The organism is Bacillus sp. JHAA, from assembly GCF_036961585.1.
GTDB classification, from domain to species: domain Bacteria; phylum Bacillota; class Bacilli; order Bacillales; family Bacillaceae; genus Bacillus; species Bacillus velezensis.
Map to the genome: position 1 here is coordinate 214,664 of NZ_JBAMDE010000005.1, position 15,959 is coordinate 230,622.

The following is a 15,959-nucleotide window of genomic DNA, read 5'->3' on the forward strand; positions in this document are numbered from 1 at the left end:
CCTTGCCGATTCAGTCGATAATATTTTCGAGTCCGTATACAAGCTGGTCGATTTTCATCACTTGCTCCACTGACAGCTTCACTCCTGACATAAAGGAAGCCCGGTTATAGGAGTCATGGCGCAGTTTCAGCGTCTGGCCGTCCATGCCGAACATGACTTCCTGGTGGGCGATAAGGCCCGGCAGACGCACGCTGTGAAGGCGGATGCCGTTTAATTCAGCACCGCGGGCGCCCGGCAGAATTTCTTTTTCATCAGGATGGCCCTGCTGCTTTTCTGTACGGACGCTTGAGATCATTTCCGCTGTTTTCAGCGCCGTTCCGCTCGGGGCATCCAGCTTTTGATCATGATGAAGTTCAATGATTTCTACATCTTCAAAATAGTTGGCGGCCATTTGTGAGAACTTCATCATCAGCACCGCGCCCAATGCAAAGTTCGGAGCGATGATGGCGCCGATTCCTTTTTCTTCAGTCAAGGCTTGAAGCTCCTCTAAATCCGCTTCAGAAAATCCGGTCGTTCCCACAACGGGGCGGACGCCGTGTTCAAGAGCGGCTTTCGTATGTTTTTTGCCGATTTCAGGCGTTGTCAAATCGATCAGCACATCCGGTTTTGTTTCTTGGAAACATGCGCGGATATCCGTATAAATAAGAGCGTCTGAATCAGCTGACATCACTTCCCGCAATGTTTGCTGATCGTATGTATGGTCAATAGCGCCGACAAGCTCAAAATGAGGCGTGCGGACGGCAAGTTTTACGGCCTCCTGGCCCATTCTGCCTCTCGGTCCTGCAATGACGACTTTAATGGTTTCATTTGACATGGTTTCTCCTACTTTCCTTCTTCTTTTCTAGTCCAGCGGTCTTTATCACGTGTATTAAATTTATGCATGACGCGGTTATGAGCTTCCACCAATGAAATATCAAGGGAGTTGGCGAGGCAGATCAGGACGAACAGCACATCGCCCATTTCCTCTTCCATGCTTTTCTCATTTTCCGTCGTTTTCTTCGGCTTTTCCCCATAATAATGGTTGACTTCTCTTGCAAGTTCGCCCAGTTCTTCCGTGAGACGGGCCATCATGGCAAGCGGGCTGAAATAGCCTTCTTTGAATTGGCCGATATATTCATCGACCTCAGCTTGTAAGTCTTTCATCGTTTTGTCACTCACTGTGCGAATACCTCCTGTCATCTCTTCCATGTTAGCTAATTCAAGTACATTTGACAAATGTTAAAAACGGCAGTTTGCTGTTTTCTTTTGTATCCACTATAATATTTACGCAATCTTATGGAAGGAAAAGGGGTTTGATGCAATGCTTGGAGAAATCAGAATCAAAAACATTTGCTTTATTTTAATCGGCGCCGCTGTTTTTTCATTCGGACTGGTTCACTTTAATATGCAGAACAATTTGGCGGAAGGCGGATTTACCGGCATTACGCTGCTTTTATATGCGTTATTCCACATCAGCCCTTCTATTTCCAACCTGGTATTGAACATTCCTATCTTTTTCATCGGCTGGCGTATGCTCGGCCGGACGATGTTTGTCTATACCCTGATCGGCACCGTCTCTCTTTCCGTTTTTCTGAGTGTTTTTCAGCGCTACGAAATTCATATGCCGCTGTCGCATGATTTAGCGCTGGCCGCCTTATTCGCCGGTGTATTTATCGGCGCGGGTCTCGGCATTATTTTTAAATACGGCGGCACGACGGGCGGGGTCGATATCATCGCCAGGCTGATCAACAAATTTTTCGGAATCCCGATGGGCCGGACGATGTTTGCCTTTGACGCCTGTGTCATTTTGCTTTCTTTGTTTACGTATCTTTCTTACAAGGAAGCGATGTACACGCTTGTAGCCGTTTTTGTCGCTGCGAGATTGATTGATTTTATCCAGGAAGGCGGCTATGCCGCAAAAGGGGCAACGATTATTTCTTCGAAAAACGATTTGATCCAGCAAAAAATCATTGAAGAGATGGAGCGCGGCGTCACTGTTTTAAAAGGACAGGGATCATATACAAAAGAAGACAGGGACGTTCTTTACTGCGTCGTTCCGAAAAACGAAATTGTGCTTTTGAAAAGCGTCATCACTTCCGTTGACCCGCACGCCTTTGTTGCAGTAAGCGACGTTCATGATGTGCTCGGCGAAGGATTTACGCTTGATGAAAATAAAAATCCGATCAGACGATAATAAAAAGGCGGCTTTTGCCGCCTTTACTGTTTGTGTTTCCATTTGACAACCGGTGATTTTTTCTTTTTTAATCGGCGGGCGAATTCCGGACTGACATTGAGCGTCTGCTCGACGAAGCGCTGCGGCGTCAGTGCCAGCCATTGGTTTAAAGAGACATCTTCAAAACGGTCGCTTTTGAAAATTTCCAGAAAGCGAAGCACGGTGTCACCGGTATTCTGAACATAATGTCCCATTGCAAAAGGAACATATCCTACGTCACCTGCTTGATAGTTAAATGTCCGCGCTCTTCCCTCCGCCGCAAACACCGTCATTTTCGCTTCTCCTGAAAGATAATACTGCCACTCGTCCGTATTCGGATGCCAATGCAATTCTCTCATGCCTCCGGGTTCGACTTCCACGAGAGCTGCGGCAATCGTTTTTGACACCTTAAACGTTTTTGAATCGACAATCTTTACTCTTCCCCCGCTGGTAACAAGGGGCTCCTGCCGGGAAAGCTTGTAGCTGAACGGCTCCAAAACGGTGCCTTCCGGGGAAGAAACTGCTGCCTTTTCAATCGGGGGAGGCGGTTCCAGCTGGAACATGTAACGCTCTTTCTTGTGAATGTAGGCCAAGTCATATCCGGGAACACCGAAGTTCGCCTCCAGCACGCTGCGCGGGGTATGGGCAAACCAGTCCGTTACTGAAAAGGTGCTGTTTTCTGAAAAAGAGCCGTCATCAAAGACGAGCAAAAACTCACTGCCCTGCTCTAATCCTTGAATGGAATGAGGAATGCCGGAAGGAAAATACCACAGGTCCCCTTCACTTACGTTGTCAATAAAATTCCTTCCATTTTGATCGACCGCAGTTAAACGGACTCCTCCGTTAATCACATATCCCCATTCGGCTTCTTTATGCCAATGAAGCTCCCGCACAGCTCCCGGCTTCAGCCTCATGTTCACCGCCGCGATGTTTTTGGATACCGGCAGTTCCCTGACCGTCACCTCTCTGGACCATCCGCCGTCTTCAAGCCTCATATGCGTATCAGAAAATGAGAATTTCAAGTTTTGAACCGTTCCTGCATCCGTTGAAGGCGGAACGAGCATGTCAGGATTCTGAAAGTCACGCGCGAGGTTTCGCGGTCCTTCGTCAGTCGCCCCTTTTCTGCCTCTGATCGGCTGCGGAAGGTGTTTTGAAGCCAATTGCTGGATGAGTTTTTTCACTGCCTTAGCTCCTTTACAGCAATTTGTGTTTATTTAGACTTAGGATACTCACGCTTTTTCTCTTTCTTTTTTTCCGCTCTGTATTTTCGGTAGCCGACATATGTCAGCGCAGTAATAATGATACCGCCTGTTGTCAGAATGACCCAGAGCAGCGAAGGGTCAGCGTCATCCCGCTCCACCTTGTCAAAAACCCGCTTTAAATCCTGCTGCAGGAGCGTCAGACGCTCAAGCTTTGTTCCTTTTGTCATCTGCTGAAACCCGTCCTGCTCAATCACCTCGATATGTTTCGCCACCGTATCAAGCTGGCCGGCCGACACATCCATTGTCAGGCTGGGATAAATTAAATCATATAATGATATAAATTCATTCCACTTTTCATTGAAATTTTCACTTCCGTTTCCGCTGACATCTTCTTTTAAGGCGCTGAATGTCGCCATAATCGGTCTTTCAAGCGAACCCCACAGCGGATCGGAGTGGTCTTCCATCGCATCCATTACCAACCTGAACTGGGCGGCTGCCCGGATTTTTTCGGTATCTGAGGCGTCTGCCTGTTTCAGAACGCGCACTAAATCATTGAAACCCAGAGTCACCTGCCTGACTTCGGCGCCGCTCAGTGAGTTTACGTGTGTCATTTTTTTCTTAAAGTAGCCAAGCACTTGCAGAGCCTCATCATACTGCGAATGCCGCGTCATTTGGAAAACGGTATCCGAAAGGTCGTTCAGTTCCTTGAGACCGCCCTCATCTTCAGCTTTGGCAGTTGTGATGAAACACATAAGAGCAAGTAAAAGACAGATCGTCAGCTTTCGTTTCATAGAGGTCCCTCCCACTCCTTCTCTTTACAGAATATGAGGAGCGGGACAAGGTTAGACCAAGATTCTATCAGTGTAAGTCAAGCTTTACCCGTCTTTTAGAAATCACCAAATAGTATGCAAGGCCGAGTGAAAATATGCTCAGCCAGAATGTAGCATAGCCGATCTCTTGCATATAGTCATTGAGCATTGAGTAGCGGGGCATCATGCCGAAAAGATAATCAATGACATCATTATGAAGCGTCCAAACAGCGGCAACGGCAAGATGCCATAACCGGAACCGAAAATACGGGCTGTATAAAACGCCTTGAACGGCCATGGCAAAATGTGAAGCAATCAGCATGTACCCTTCCCAAGGCATCTGCCCCATTTTGACCAGCACAAAGACATTCATTCCGACCGCCCACATCCCGTATTTTACAAGGGTTACAAGAGCCAGCGCTTCAAACAGCGGCGCGTTTCTTCCCATGAGAAATGCCAGAAGCACGAACAGGAAGAAAAACGTCGCCGTCGGGCTGTCAGGCACAAATATCAGAAATCGGAACGGCGTGTCTGCAAGCTGAGGCACATACCAATAATAGCCGTACACCGTACCGATAAAATTAACGGCAAGAACAAGCAGAAGCATGCCGCGCAACCCTAAAAGATAAGAAATCCACCTCATACCATCAACTCTCAGTCCGTAAAAAGTATGTATCATGCAAAAAAAGCTGACATCCGGTCAGCTCTTTTCATAAAAGTATATCCTGCTATTGTCTACTTCACAATACGTTATTTCGCTGTCGTTTCAGAAATGAACTTCGCCAGCTGATCAAGCTGTTTGTCATTCCCTTTAAAAATACCGGCTGGCATCTGCCCTTTCCCTTTGACGGCGATTTTTTTAATTTCTTCCGGGCTCAGCCCGTTATCGACCAGGGACGGACCGGCGCTTCCGCCTTGAAGATTATCCCCGTGACAGGAAATACAGCCTTGTTCTTTAAATACCTTATAACCGTCTGATTCAGTATCAATGGCGGCTTCTTTTTTGATTTTCCCTTGCTCCTCCGCCTTCGCCCAGTCATGCGTCGCGACTGACTGCCACGTTAAAAAGACCGTAGCGCAAAGCGCCAAAAGCATCATGCCGACCGCAACCGGACGCTTCCACGGCCTTCTTTCAGACCCCCTGTCGAGAAACGGAGCCAAAAGCAGCGACCCGAAGGCAAGACCCGGTATAATCATCGCGCCGATAACGGTGTAGCTCCCTGCGGCATATTCATATTTTAATAGCTGGTATAAAAATAGAAAATACCAATCAGGCAGCGGAATATACCCTGTATCCGTCGGGTCCGCCACCCGTTCCAAAGGCGGCTCGTGCACAATCGTTAAAACGAGAAATCCGACGAGGAAAACGGCCCCGACCATCCATTCTTTCAGCAGGAAGTTCGGCCAAAACGCCTCTGTCTTTCCAGGATACTCTGAATAGTCTTTCGGTATATTCGGTTTTTTTTCAGCCGGTATCCTTGAATCTCCTACAAACTTCATTCCTTTCCCCCGGTGCATGTCATCCCCTCCCTTTTATATCAGATTTGTATTAAAGCGGTCCTGAAATTCCCTGCTTGCGGATCATGACAAAGTGGGCGCCCATGAGCGCAAACAAAGCGGCAGGGAGAAAAAATACGTGAATCGCAAAAAATCTCGTCAGCGTTTGGGCGCCGACAATATCGTGGTGGCCGGCAAGAAGAGTTTTCACCTGCGCTCCGATCAATGGCGTCGCCTCCGCAATCTGAAGACCTACCTTTGTCGCAAACAGCGCCTTCATATCCCATGGAAGCAGATACCCTGTAAAACCGAGACCGAGCATCACAAAAAAGATCAGAACACCGACGATCCAGTTCAATTCCCGAGGCTTTTTATAAGCTCCCTGAAAGAAAACCCGCAGCGTATGTAAAAACATCATCACAATGACTAAACTTGCACCCCAATGGTGCATACCCCTTACAATCTGCCCGAAAGCGACTTCATTCTGCAAATAATACACAGATTCCCACGCGTTTTTTATATCCGGCACATAATACATCGTTAAAAACATCCCGGACAACACTTGGATAACGGTTACAAAAAACGTCAAACCGCCGAAACAATAGACAAAAGCCGAGAAATGGTGAGCGGGATTTACATGTTCCGGCACTTCATGGTCGGCGATATCCCGCCACATCGGCGTAATATCGAGACGTTCATCCACCCAGTCATAAATTTTGTTCAGCATGTCACCCTTCCCCCCTAGGCTTTGCTTTTCCAAGATACAAAAAGCCGTCCTTTACTTTTTGCTCATAACGGTCAAGAGGCGCGAGCGGCGGCGTGCCCGGAACGTTCGTGCCGTCTTTTTCATACAGCCCGTAATGGCAGGGACAAAAGAACTTGTTCGGATTTTTAGGATCATTGTTCCAGTTTACGGTGCAGCCCAAATGCTTACAGATCGGAGAAAGCGCTATAATTTCATCCCCATGCTTGTAAACCCAGGCTGACCTGGATTCTTCCGATTCGTACCAGGCGTCGACTTGATGAATTTTAAAGTCAAACCGCTTCGGCTCCTTCGTCAGCTCATCCACACTGACAACCTGCACCATTTTTTGATCTCCCGTCGGTTTTAATACCGGGTCCAGCGCAAAACGGACCATGGGCATAAGCGCACTGGCGGCCATAAATCCCCCCACGCCGGTGAGCGCATAGTTTAAAAATTGTCTTCTTGATATATCTTGTTTTCCGCCCATCTCTTCCCCCCCTAAAGATTGACCAAAAATTAACTAAAATAGAAAATAATTCTGAGATTTGACACCCTCATAATATATGAATCTTTCAGCAAGGTCAACAGAGGCAAAACGGGTGTTTTGCGGGATGCCTGGTGTTTTTTAAGAATTGTTCCACTTCTGTAACAAAACGTTCAAAATTTCTCCGCACTTGTCATCCGCAATTTTTCTCTTTAAAGAGTCTTTCATATGTTCAAACGGAACGGCAGGTATGTATATGACATCAGAACCTATTTCAGAATCCTTCCATTTTTCGTCTGCCGTCAGGAACAAGACGTGCCGAAAGTTGGTCATCACCTCGTCTTTGAGTTTTTGAAGCAGGGCGATTTGTGATTGGTCTATATCAACATATGTATAAGAGGGGAATAAATATACCCGTCCCTTCAATTGGCGCTCAAGCTCTTCAGAAAGCAATTGGGTGCTTTCCCCCTGTTCAACGGCCTCTTTTAAGCCTCCTGAAGATGTTATGGAAATTAACGGAATGACAGCGGTATCAATGTAATCCGCAGATTGTAAATAGGCATCGGCATCAGCGGCCCTCCATCTCATGTCTCGTTCCTCCTCTTTACGCAACAAGCCTTGCATATTCTGCAAGGCTGTCATTTATGTGAGCTGATTCAATTGGCGGGAAAGCTTTTCAAATGTTTCTTTGTCGTGGCGGTCCAGCGCCTCGTCGATATCTTTAAGCAGCTTTTCCCGCTGGAAAGTGGAAATGGCATGTTCTAATATTTTTTCGGCCATCCCCTGATCCTGTTTATTTTCAAACAGGTCTTTCGGCAGATGCGGATTTGATTCAAGAACAGCGGCATATTCCGGTGAGCTGTAGGCCGAACGGAAATTCAGCTGGATAAATAAATCCTGCTGTTTATTTAACCGGATGTCGTGAAAAGATTTTTCCGCGTCCGTAGTCATGACATTTTCTTTGTAAAACCTAAACGGCACCTCATCAACGCAATGAGTAGACATGATAATGCCTCGCGGGCAAAATTCGGCTTGTTCTACAAAATGGACTTTTTCCATTAATGAATCATGACTCATTAAATAATTTAAAATCCAGACGCACTCCCGGCGTTTAAGCTGATAATGATTTAAAAACCAACGGATAAAATCCTTTTTTTCATTGACAGAAACAGGGGTCTGCATGTAATTCCCTCCTCTATCGATCGTATAATCTGACATCACTTATACATTCAGCAAGCATGGTCCAAAATCCTGCTTATCTTAAAAATTCATCCTCTATCCGTAAGATTGTTTCTTCAAGCTCTTCGTTTGTTCCATCCATTGAAAGCACTTGTTTTAAAAGCGGCAGCGCTTCTTTCTGGAGACCCTCTTCCAATAAGAAGTGAGCGTATTCATATAAGAAATCCCGATCATCCTGATAATGGAGATACGCAGCTTCGAAGCTTTTTTTCGCTTTAGCGTATTGCTCAAGGCCTGTATAAGCACCCGCCAAATACCAATTGTATTTCGGATCTTCTTCTCCGTAGCCGCGGACTTCCTGAATCAGATCAATAATCTCTTCAAAGCTTTCTTCTTTATGATAGACGGCTAAAAGCGTATGGAGCGCTTCCACGTAACCCGGATCGAGCGCCAGCGCTTCCTGAAGAAGCTTTTTGCCTTCCTCTTCGTTGCCGAGCTTTAACGCCATTTTCGCCGCATAGAGAAAAAGCTCTTTATTGTATTCATCGTAAGTAATACCTTCTTTAGCGGTTTTTAATGCATCTTCATACATGCCTTCTGCCTCGTAGCTTTTTGCAAGCGGCATATAAAGCGATGAATAGGAAGGATCAAGCCCTTTTAAATCAGACAGCTGCTTGATGGCTGTTTTGACCATTCCCGCCTGATAGGCTGTGAACCCGTACCCGAAAATCGTATTCGGTTCTGTATGTTCTGCCGCCGCTTTTTCATACCATGAAATCGCTTCCTCAAATTCACCCGCCGCGCTCAATGACTCAGCCAGCCTCTGATGAACATTTACGCCGCCGATTTCGTGCCGTTCTTTTGCCGTCTCTTCATAGTAAGGAACGGCTTTTGCGTATGATCCCTGAGTGAAGTATAATTCCCCCAGAGCGAAATCAATAACAGGTTCATCTTGTAACATCGCTTTCGCCTGTAACAGCTTTTGCTCACTTACTTCAAATAAGCCCTGCATCTGATACAGATCAGCCATTAAAAGAAGGCTTTCCGCGTAAGACGGGTCTTCCGGAGAAATCGTCTCCAGCACCTCTAGAGCTTTTTCTTCTTCATCAATATCTATTAACAATTCGGCGTAAAAATTCGTCAGCTCAGACTCATCCGGATAAAGGTCATGCAGATCACTGATCAGCGCTAACGCTTTTTCGGCGTTTCCCCATTCATAGTAGAGCTGGGCTGCAATGGCTTTGTCTTCGTCATGAAGCTGCGTTTCAGCTTTTGAAAGCACTTTGAGTCCCTTTTCGGTTTCACCTGCTTCAACTAATTTTATGGCTTCTTGGATCAATGTATTCAAATCAGACCGGTCCTTTCTTTTCCTATACCTCATCAACCAATGAAAAGGGTTTTTATTCGGGTTATTCTTATCATAATTCAGACAGGGCCTGCCCGCAAATAAGATGCTTCACCCGGCATTATAGTTTATCAGAAAATGCTTAAGAGGAAAACGGCAAAAAAGGGGACGGCATCTTTATACGCAAACAGCGCAATTTGTTCCGGCTGTTTCTGTAACGAAAACGCATTCCCCCTTTCTGTTATTTTCTGTTTAAGACAAGCTATGTCAAAGCCCAAAGTTTTATGACACATGAAGAAAAAAGCCCGAAGAATCTCTTCAGGCTTTTTTGGCTAATTGATCTAAATGCTCAAAAAATGTCGGATATGAGACATGGATTGCCTCAGTATCACGGATGTCAATCGGCTCTTCTGTCAGGCATGAAGCGACACCGAGCATCATGCCGATGCGGTGGTCACCGTGGCTTGACACATCGGCTCCGCCCGCAAGCGTTTTTTTGCCGTGTATTTTCATGCCGTCTTCAGTCGGTTCAATGTCTGCGCCGATTTTCCGGAGCTCTGATACGACGGTGTCGATCCGGTTCGTTTCCTTCACCTTCAGCTCCGCAGCGTCTTTAATGACAGTTGTGCCTTCAGCCTGCGTTGCCAAAAGGGCGATAATCGGGATCTCGTCAATTAAACGGGGAATGATTTCTCCGCCGATTTCTGCCGCTTTCAGATCTGAAGTTTCAATAACCAGGTCTCCGTAAGGCTCTGCGCTGTCCGCTTCTGAAGGAATCACTTCAAGTGAAGCCCCCATTTGCTTTAAGACATCAATCATTCCCGTGCGTGTCGGGTTCAGGCCGACGTTTTTCAGCACAATCCGGCTCCCGGGAACGACAGCGCCTGCCGCGAGGAAAAAGGCTGCTGAAGAAATATCGCCGGGCACGAAAATATCAGCCCCCCGAAGCTTCTGACCGCCCGTTACGGAGGCGCTCGTCTCCGTTTCCGCAAGCTCGGCGCCAAAAGCGTTCAGCATCCGTTCCGTATGGTCTCTTGATTTATGAGGCTCAGTGACGGTCGTCGTTCCTTCAGCCTGCAATCCGGCAAGCAGCACGGCGGATTTGATCTGCGCGCTTGCAACAGGGGAGACGTAATCAATGCCTTTCAATTGTCCGCCTCTTACGGATAAAGGCGTAAATCCTCCGTCCGCTCTTCCGTCAATCGCGGCTCCCATCTGTTTTAAAGGCTCCGTCACCCTCTTCATCGGGCGCTTTGCAATACTTTCGTCGCCCGCTACCGTACTGTGAAATGGGCGTCCGGCTAAAATGCCGAGCATCAGGCGGATGGTCGTGCCGGAATTTCCGACATCAAGAAGGCTGTCAGGCTCACAAAGTGCGTCAATGCCCTTCCCGTATATCGTTACATCACTTCCGTTTTGTTCAATGGAGACACCCATTTTTCTGAAGCAGGCAATGGTGCTCAGACAATCGGCTCCGGGCAAAAAGTTTTTTACCGTTGTGGTTCCTTCCGCAAGCGCTCCGAACATAACAGAACGGTGGGAGATGGATTTATCCCCCGGAATATGAATTTCACCGTTTAAAGACGTCACTTTTTCTCTTTTCAATGTTTTCCACCTCAGTCAGCGTAAAATGTGTCATATTTGGCGCGGGATTGAATGCAGGTTTCCGCACGCTTCCGGTCATCATCAGTCTGGAAACTGATTCTGAGAATTCCGTTAATATCTTCTCTTGTTTCGATAATGCGGATGTTGGTGATACTGATTTTTTCTTCTGCCAATATCGCCGTAATTTCCGAAATGACCCCCGGATGATCGGGAACATCGACATAAAGGTCATAAAAGGACGGGATCGCTCCTTTTTGACGGAGCGGCAGACCGTCGCGATAATCTTTCGCTTTTTTAAAATATCCGAACAGGCTGTCCGCATCTTCATTTTCTACATAAGACTCGATCGTGTCAATCTCCCGTTTCCATTCTTTGAAGCGGTCAAGCAGTTTATCTTTGTTATGAAGAAGTATGTCCCTCCACATCGCCGGGCTGCTTGAGGCGATCCTGGTGATGTCCCGAAAACCGCCGGCTGCGAAACGTTTCAAAAACGGATAATCTTCTTCAGCATGATGAGCCTGATGTACGAGGCTTGCAGCAACGATATGAGGGAAATGGCTGATGACGCTCGTTACGCCGTCATGCTCCTCGGGGGTCATCTCCACAAAGTGGGCGTTTGCCGCTTTCAAAAGTTCCTTCAGATGCGTTACTGACTCTTTAGAAGTTGATTTTCCGGGTGTTAAAATATAAAACGCATTTTCGAATAAAAATTCTTTCGCGGCAGCGGCCCCGGATTTATGAGATCCCGCCATCGGATGGCCGCCGACAAATTGATAGTGAGCCGGAAGCACTTTGTCGGCGTAGCTGACGACTTTCTGTTTCGTGCTGCCCACATCCGTAATCAGGAGTTCATGGGTGATGTCTGATGCGGCCAGCACATCGAGCATTTTCAGCGTTTGGGCGACAGGCGTGGCGATAATGACAACAGACGCTTGCTGCGCCCCTTCCGTAAATGAGCCGGCCCGCTCGTCAATAATTCCGAGCTTCAGCGCGGCAGTGAGCTGTTCTTCCGAAATATCCATACCGATAATCCGTTTATGCGGATGCTCCTTTTTGATGGCCAATGCGATCGATCCGCCAATCAGCCCGATCCCCGCAAGCAATATAGTATCCTTCATTTCACTCATTTCCTTTTTCAACTATTTTAATAGAGCAAAGAGGTGATGCCTGATCACCTCTTATAATATTTCAGCTAAAATTGTGAGAATTTCCTCATTCTGCTCTTTCGTACCGACCGTAATCCTTAACGCTGTCGGAAATCCGAGCGCCTGTCCTGAGCGGACGATATATCCTTTTTCCAACAGGGCTTGGAACAGTTCATCCGCCGGGCGGTTAAAATCAATGAGCACAAAGTTGGTTTGTGAAGGATAACAAGTTAATCCGTGAGTTTCTGCAAAATCATAATACTGCTTAAGGCCTGCTTTATTTTTCTCGACGCATTCCTGAATAAATGTCTGGTCATCAAGCGCTGCCAGTGCCGAAGCCTGACCGATTCTGCTCGTATTGAACGGCTCTCTCGCCGGTTCAATCTGGCGGATCAGTGCTTCGTCCGCAATGCCGTATCCGACGCGCAGCGCGGCAAGTCCGTACGCTTTAGAGAAGGTGCGGAGGATCATAACATTCGGATATTGCTTTAAAAGCGGAATGCTTTCTGGGTAATCTTCCGCCGTAACATACTCGTAGTAAGCTTCATCAAGTACAACGAGTATATGCTCGGGAACTCTGTTTAAAAAGGCAATTAGCTCTTGCTCAGAAGTATATGTCCCCGTCGGATTATTGGGGTTGCATACCCATATGACTTTCGTCTCGCCGTCAATTGCTTCCAGCATCCGGTCCAAATCATGAGCGCCGTCACTGCGGAGCGGAACCTCGCGCACCTCAGCGCCTTCAATCACCGCATTGTGTCTGTATTGCGGGAAAGTCGGGGCGGCGGTAATCGTGTTTGCCTGATCATTTAATAAAGAACGGCAGATAATCTGCACAAGCTCATCAGAGCCGTTGCCGAAAATGATCGAAGATTCACTGACCTGCAGATGCTCACTGAGCCGTGTTCTCAAAGCGGCACTGTAACCGTCGGGATACAGCGCAAGCTGCTCAATCTCCTGATGCAGCGCATCTTTAGCGGCCTGTGAACAGCCGAACGGATTTTCGTTAGAAGCGAGTTTTACTACTTTCTCAAGCCCGTATTCCATTTTCACTTCTTCTATTGGTTTGCCCGGCTGATACGGTTTCAGCTGCCGCAGCTGTTCTTTAATCTGCAAATCCAGTCACCTCATTTTACACTGTACAGTCGTCCGAACGTCTTTGCGTATTCTTCAAATTCAAGAAGCGCATCAGCTCTTGTTTCGGGATTCACAAGCTTTGTTTTAAGCTCTTCAACTTTTTTGACAAGCGCGCTGCCGACAACGACACCGTCAGATATTTCATTCATCCCGTCAACCTGTTTGCGGTTTGAAATGCCAAAACCGACCGCCACCGGAACAGGGCTGAATTCTTTCACCTTACGTATGAAAGAGTATACAGACGGGTCGAATTCGCTGCGTACGCCCGTCACTCCTAAAGAGGATACACAATACACAAAGCCGCAGGCCTGTTCAGTAATTATTTTCAAACGGTCTTCACTTGTCGGCGCAACCAGAGAGATATAAGCGATGTTCGCCTTTTTGCATGTCATTTGCAAAAGGGCGCTTTCCTCTAATGGAAGGTCGGGTACAAGCAGACCGTCTATGTCGTTTTCCCGCAGTAAAGCGAAAAAGTATTCTTTTTCTAATTGTAACACAGGATTATAATACGTAAAGAGGATAATTGGAATATGAACGCCGTTTTTTTTCATTTTGCCGCCAAGTTCAATTGCTTTTACGATATTCATTCCGTTTTCCAGAGCCCGTTTTGAAGCCCGTTGTATGACGGGTCCGTCCGCAAGCGGATCTGTGTAAGGAACGCCGATTTCAAGGGCAGAGGCGCCTGCATTCTGCAATGATATTGCCAGCTCAACAGAAATGTCAGGAAGCGGATCGCCAGCCGTAATAAAAGGGATAAATAATTTTTCAGAATCTCGCAGATTAAACATGTGTCCCCACCCCGTTTTCCAAAACATTCATCAGCGTATGAACATCTTTATCTCCTCTTCCCGACAAACTGACGAGAATGATTTTGTCTTTATCCATGTCTTTTGCCATTTCAAACGCTTTTGCCAGAGCGTGGGCAGATTCAATAGCCGGAAGAATACCTTCTGTTTCAGAAAGCAGACGTAACGCGGCAATCGCTTCATCGTCTGTCACGCTTTCGTACGTTACACGGCCGCTTTTATGCAGATAAGCGTGCTCAGGGCCGATCCCCGGGTAATCAAGGCCTGCTGAAATGGAATACGGTTCGATAATCTGCCCGTATTCATCTTGTATTAAATAGGTCATTGAACCGTGAATCACCCCGAGCGTCCCTTTTGCGATCGTTGCCGCATGCAGCGGCGTATCAATTCCTTTTCCGGCAGCCTCGGCGCCGATCAGCTCAATATCTTCGTCTAAAAAGGCCTGAAATATGCCCATCGCATTGCTTCCGCCGCCGACACATGCAACAACCTTGTCCGGGAGCGTTCCTTCAACCCGGCGGAGCTGTTCTTTCGCTTCCTCGCCGATGATTTTCTGAAATTCGCGAACGATATACGGATACGGGTGCGGCCCCACTACAGAACCGATAAGGTAGAAATGATCTTCACAATGCTGGACCCAATACCTGATCGCCTCATTCGTCGCATCTTTCAGCGTGCCGTTGCCGCTTGTGACCGGCACCACTTCCGCGCCGAGCAGTTTCATCCGGAATACGTTCAACGACTGGCGTGCAACGTCTTCTTCACCCATAAAAACTGTACACTTAAAACCGAATTTTGCGGCGGCTGTCGCGGCAGCCACACCGTGCTGTCCCGCACCGGTTTCGGCGATGATTTTCGTTTTGCCCATCTTTTTGGCAAGCAGAATCTGGCCTAACGCATTGTTAATTTTATGAGAGCCGGTATGGTTTAAATCTTCTCTTTTCAGATAGATTTTCGCCCCTCCCAAATAATCTGACACCCTGTCTGCGAACGTTAATGCGGTCGGTCTTCCGGAGTAATCAAACAATAGCTTTTTATATTCGGCATGAAAAACGGGATCATTCTTTAATTCTTTGAAAGCCGTTTCGATTTCCTCAAGGGGCCGCATCAATGTTTCAGGGACAAATTTGCCGCCGAATTCGCCGTATCTTCCGATTTCATTTGGATATGGATACATAGTGGTTCATCCTTTCTTCTAAAAGCCGGATCAGTGTTTGATCCTTTTGTCCGTTTTTTTCAATTCCGCTGGCAAGATCTATACCGCACGGACGCGATCTCAGTAAGCCGGTAATCGTTTCAGGATTAACGCCGCCCGCAATAAAACAGCGCTTGCTTGCATTTTGAGCCTGATTTCGGTACAAGGGGACACGAGCCCATGAAAACGCGATTCCCGTGCCGCCTCTCATTCCTTTTACTGAAGAATCAATGACATAGCCGTCGACAGCAGGTGCAAATTGAGCCATCTGACGAAGCGTCCCTTCCCCGTGATGGAGCGCTTTCCATATTTCCGAGCGCACAAGCGGACGGAGGCGGCGGGCATCCTCAGGCGATTCATCACCGTGAAGCTGGATGGCGTCAAGTGCCAGATCAGAGGCGATTTGCGCGATGTTTTCTATCGTTTCATTTACAAATACTCCGACATGTTTCTTGTCTGTCCAGACCTGCTCTTTCCATTTCCGGACCTCATCCGGCGTTACTCTCCGTTTGCTTGCGGCAAAAACAAATCCCAGATAATCCGCTCCTGAAGCTGCCGCAAGTTCGTAATCACGCTTCGATCGTATCCCGCAGTACTTTACCTCAGGCTTTTTCATATC

General features: G+C 47.3%; 18 protein-coding genes. 1 reads left to right on the forward strand and 17 read right to left on the reverse strand.

Annotated elements, in window-relative coordinates; genetic code table 11:
- Nucleotides 1–10 precede the first annotated feature (10 nt).
- Nucleotides 11–814 carry a 4-hydroxy-tetrahydrodipicolinate reductase gene (gene dapB, locus V7728_RS13690; protein ID WP_003153497.1) on the reverse strand — a complete coding sequence of 268 codons (804 nt, stop codon included), beginning with the start codon at nucleotides 812–814 and terminating at the stop codon, nucleotides 11–13.
- A gap of 8 nt (nucleotides 815–822) precedes the next feature.
- Entirely contained in the window at nucleotides 823–1,158 is a 336-nt protein-coding gene (locus V7728_RS13695; RefSeq protein WP_059368456.1) for a nucleotide pyrophosphohydrolase, read from the reverse strand.
- 142 nt (nucleotides 1,159–1,300) lie between these two features.
- On the opposite strand from V7728_RS13695, the gene V7728_RS13700 reads away from it, so the two are divergent.
- Nucleotides 1,301–2,173 carry a YitT family protein gene (locus tag V7728_RS13700; RefSeq protein WP_003153493.1) on the forward strand — a complete coding sequence of 291 codons (873 nt, stop codon included), beginning with the start codon at nucleotides 1,301–1,303 and terminating at the stop codon, nucleotides 2,171–2,173.
- A 23-nt stretch (nucleotides 2,174–2,196) separates the two neighbouring features.
- Here V7728_RS13700 and V7728_RS13705 read toward each other — a convergent pair whose 3' ends face one another.
- The 15 genes from V7728_RS13705 to V7728_RS13775 form a co-directional block, all read right to left on the reverse strand.
- Complete coding sequence (locus V7728_RS13705; RefSeq protein ID WP_099566868.1) at nucleotides 2,197–3,372, reverse strand: oxalate decarboxylase family bicupin; 1,176 nt, start codon at nucleotides 3,370–3,372, stop codon at nucleotides 2,197–2,199.
- Between the two features lie 29 nt (nucleotides 3,373–3,401).
- The gene (gene ypjB, locus V7728_RS13710) at nucleotides 3,402–4,184 is read right to left on the reverse strand and encodes a sporulation protein YpjB (RefSeq protein ID WP_007612217.1); all 783 of its coding nucleotides are present in this window, start codon (nucleotides 4,182–4,184) and stop codon (nucleotides 3,402–3,404) included.
- Between the two features lie 67 nt (nucleotides 4,185–4,251).
- On the reverse strand, nucleotides 4,252–4,845 hold the full coding sequence (locus V7728_RS13715) for a DUF1405 domain-containing protein (protein WP_189318601.1): 594 nt from the start codon (nucleotides 4,843–4,845) through the stop codon (nucleotides 4,252–4,254).
- A gap of 107 nt (nucleotides 4,846–4,952) precedes the next feature.
- Nucleotides 4,953–5,720: a menaquinol-cytochrome c reductase cytochrome b/c subunit gene (locus tag V7728_RS13720; protein ID WP_007409471.1), complete on the reverse strand. Its 768-nt coding sequence runs from the start codon at nucleotides 5,718–5,720 to the stop codon at nucleotides 4,953–4,955.
- A 31-nt stretch (nucleotides 5,721–5,751) separates the two neighbouring features.
- Complete coding sequence (gene qcrB / locus V7728_RS13725) at nucleotides 5,752–6,426, reverse strand: menaquinol-cytochrome c reductase cytochrome b subunit (RefSeq protein ID WP_003153485.1); 675 nt, start codon at nucleotides 6,424–6,426, stop codon at nucleotides 5,752–5,754.
- A gap of 1 nt (nucleotide 6,427) precedes the next feature.
- Nucleotides 6,428–6,931 (reverse strand): ubiquinol-cytochrome c reductase iron-sulfur subunit, encoded by a 504-nt coding sequence (locus V7728_RS13730; RefSeq protein WP_003153484.1) that lies wholly within the window; start codon nucleotides 6,929–6,931, stop codon nucleotides 6,428–6,430.
- Between the two features lie 138 nt (nucleotides 6,932–7,069).
- The gene (locus V7728_RS13735) at nucleotides 7,070–7,516 is read right to left on the reverse strand and encodes a YpiF family protein (protein WP_012117852.1); all 447 of its coding nucleotides are present in this window, start codon (nucleotides 7,514–7,516) and stop codon (nucleotides 7,070–7,072) included.
- Between the two features lie 54 nt (nucleotides 7,517–7,570).
- Nucleotides 7,571–8,110: a ReoY family proteolytic degradation factor gene (locus V7728_RS13740; RefSeq protein WP_003153482.1), complete on the reverse strand. Its 540-nt coding sequence runs from the start codon at nucleotides 8,108–8,110 to the stop codon at nucleotides 7,571–7,573.
- A gap of 73 nt (nucleotides 8,111–8,183) precedes the next feature.
- On the reverse strand, nucleotides 8,184–9,455 hold the full coding sequence (locus V7728_RS13745) for a tetratricopeptide repeat protein (RefSeq protein ID WP_099566869.1): 1,272 nt from the start codon (nucleotides 9,453–9,455) through the stop codon (nucleotides 8,184–8,186).
- A gap of 315 nt (nucleotides 9,456–9,770) precedes the next feature.
- Nucleotides 9,771–11,057, reverse strand: a complete 1,287-nt coding sequence (aroA, locus tag V7728_RS13750; RefSeq protein ID WP_064107560.1) for a 3-phosphoshikimate 1-carboxyvinyltransferase — start codon at nucleotides 11,055–11,057, stop codon at nucleotides 9,771–9,773.
- Nucleotides 11,058–11,068: 11 nt separating this feature from the next.
- Entirely contained in the window at nucleotides 11,069–12,184 is a 1,116-nt protein-coding gene (locus V7728_RS13755; protein ID WP_076425430.1) for a prephenate dehydrogenase, read from the reverse strand.
- Nucleotides 12,185–12,235: 51 nt separating this feature from the next.
- Nucleotides 12,236–13,318 (reverse strand): histidinol-phosphate transaminase, encoded by a 1,083-nt coding sequence (gene hisC / locus V7728_RS13760; protein WP_043021738.1) that lies wholly within the window; start codon nucleotides 13,316–13,318, stop codon nucleotides 12,236–12,238.
- Nucleotides 13,319–13,329: 11 nt separating this feature from the next.
- Nucleotides 13,330–14,127, reverse strand: a complete 798-nt coding sequence (gene trpA / locus V7728_RS13765; RefSeq protein ID WP_099566870.1) for a tryptophan synthase subunit alpha — start codon at nucleotides 14,125–14,127, stop codon at nucleotides 13,330–13,332.
- Nucleotides 14,120–15,322, reverse strand: a complete 1,203-nt coding sequence (trpB, locus tag V7728_RS13770) for a tryptophan synthase subunit beta (RefSeq protein ID WP_025284928.1) — start codon at nucleotides 15,320–15,322, stop codon at nucleotides 14,120–14,122. Before trpB ends, trpA begins: the two co-directional genes overlap by 8 nt.
- Complete coding sequence (locus tag V7728_RS13775) at nucleotides 15,303–15,956, reverse strand: phosphoribosylanthranilate isomerase (RefSeq protein ID WP_094031805.1); 654 nt, start codon at nucleotides 15,954–15,956, stop codon at nucleotides 15,303–15,305. The genes trpB and V7728_RS13775 overlap by 20 nt, the downstream gene beginning before the upstream one ends.
- Nucleotides 15,957–15,959: the final 3 nt, after the last annotated feature.

Bases quoted from the DNA above. Each gene is read 5' to 3' on its own strand.
- dapB (WP_003153497.1), bottom strand. From the start codon at position 814: ATGTCAAATGAAACCATTAAAGTCGTCATTGCAGGACCGAGAGGCAGA.
- V7728_RS13700 (WP_003153493.1), top strand. From the start codon at position 1,301: ATGCTTGGAGAAATCAGAATCAAAAACATTTGCTTTATTTTAATCGGC.
- ypjB (WP_007612217.1), bottom strand. From the start codon at position 4,184: ATGAAACGAAAGCTGACGATCTGTCTTTTACTTGCTCTTATGTGTTTC.
- V7728_RS13715 (WP_189318601.1), bottom strand. From the start codon at position 4,845: ATGAGGTGGATTTCTTATCTTTTAGGGTTGCGCGGCATGCTTCTGCTT.
- V7728_RS13720 (WP_007409471.1), bottom strand. From the start codon at position 5,720: ATGCACCGGGGGAAAGGAATGAAGTTTGTAGGAGATTCAAGGATACCG.
- qcrB (WP_003153485.1), bottom strand. From the start codon at position 6,426: ATGCTGAACAAAATTTATGACTGGGTGGATGAACGTCTCGATATTACG.
- V7728_RS13730 (WP_003153484.1), bottom strand. From the start codon at position 6,931: ATGGGCGGAAAACAAGATATATCAAGAAGACAATTTTTAAACTATGCG.
- V7728_RS13735 (WP_012117852.1), bottom strand. From the start codon at position 7,516: ATGAGATGGAGGGCCGCTGATGCCGATGCCTATTTACAATCTGCGGAT.
- V7728_RS13740 (WP_003153482.1), bottom strand. From the start codon at position 8,110: ATGCAGACCCCTGTTTCTGTCAATGAAAAAAAGGATTTTATCCGTTGG.
- V7728_RS13755 (WP_076425430.1), bottom strand. From the start codon at position 12,184: ATGAGTGAAATGAAGGATACTATATTGCTTGCGGGGATCGGGCTGATT.
- trpA (WP_099566870.1), bottom strand. From the start codon at position 14,127: ATGTTTAATCTGCGAGATTCTGAAAAATTATTTATCCCTTTTATTACG.
- trpB (WP_025284928.1), bottom strand. From the start codon at position 15,322: ATGTATCCATATCCAAATGAAATCGGAAGATACGGCGAATTCGGCGGC.
- V7728_RS13775 (WP_094031805.1), bottom strand. From the start codon at position 15,956: ATGAAAAAGCCTGAGGTAAAGTACTGCGGGATACGATCGAAGCGTGAT.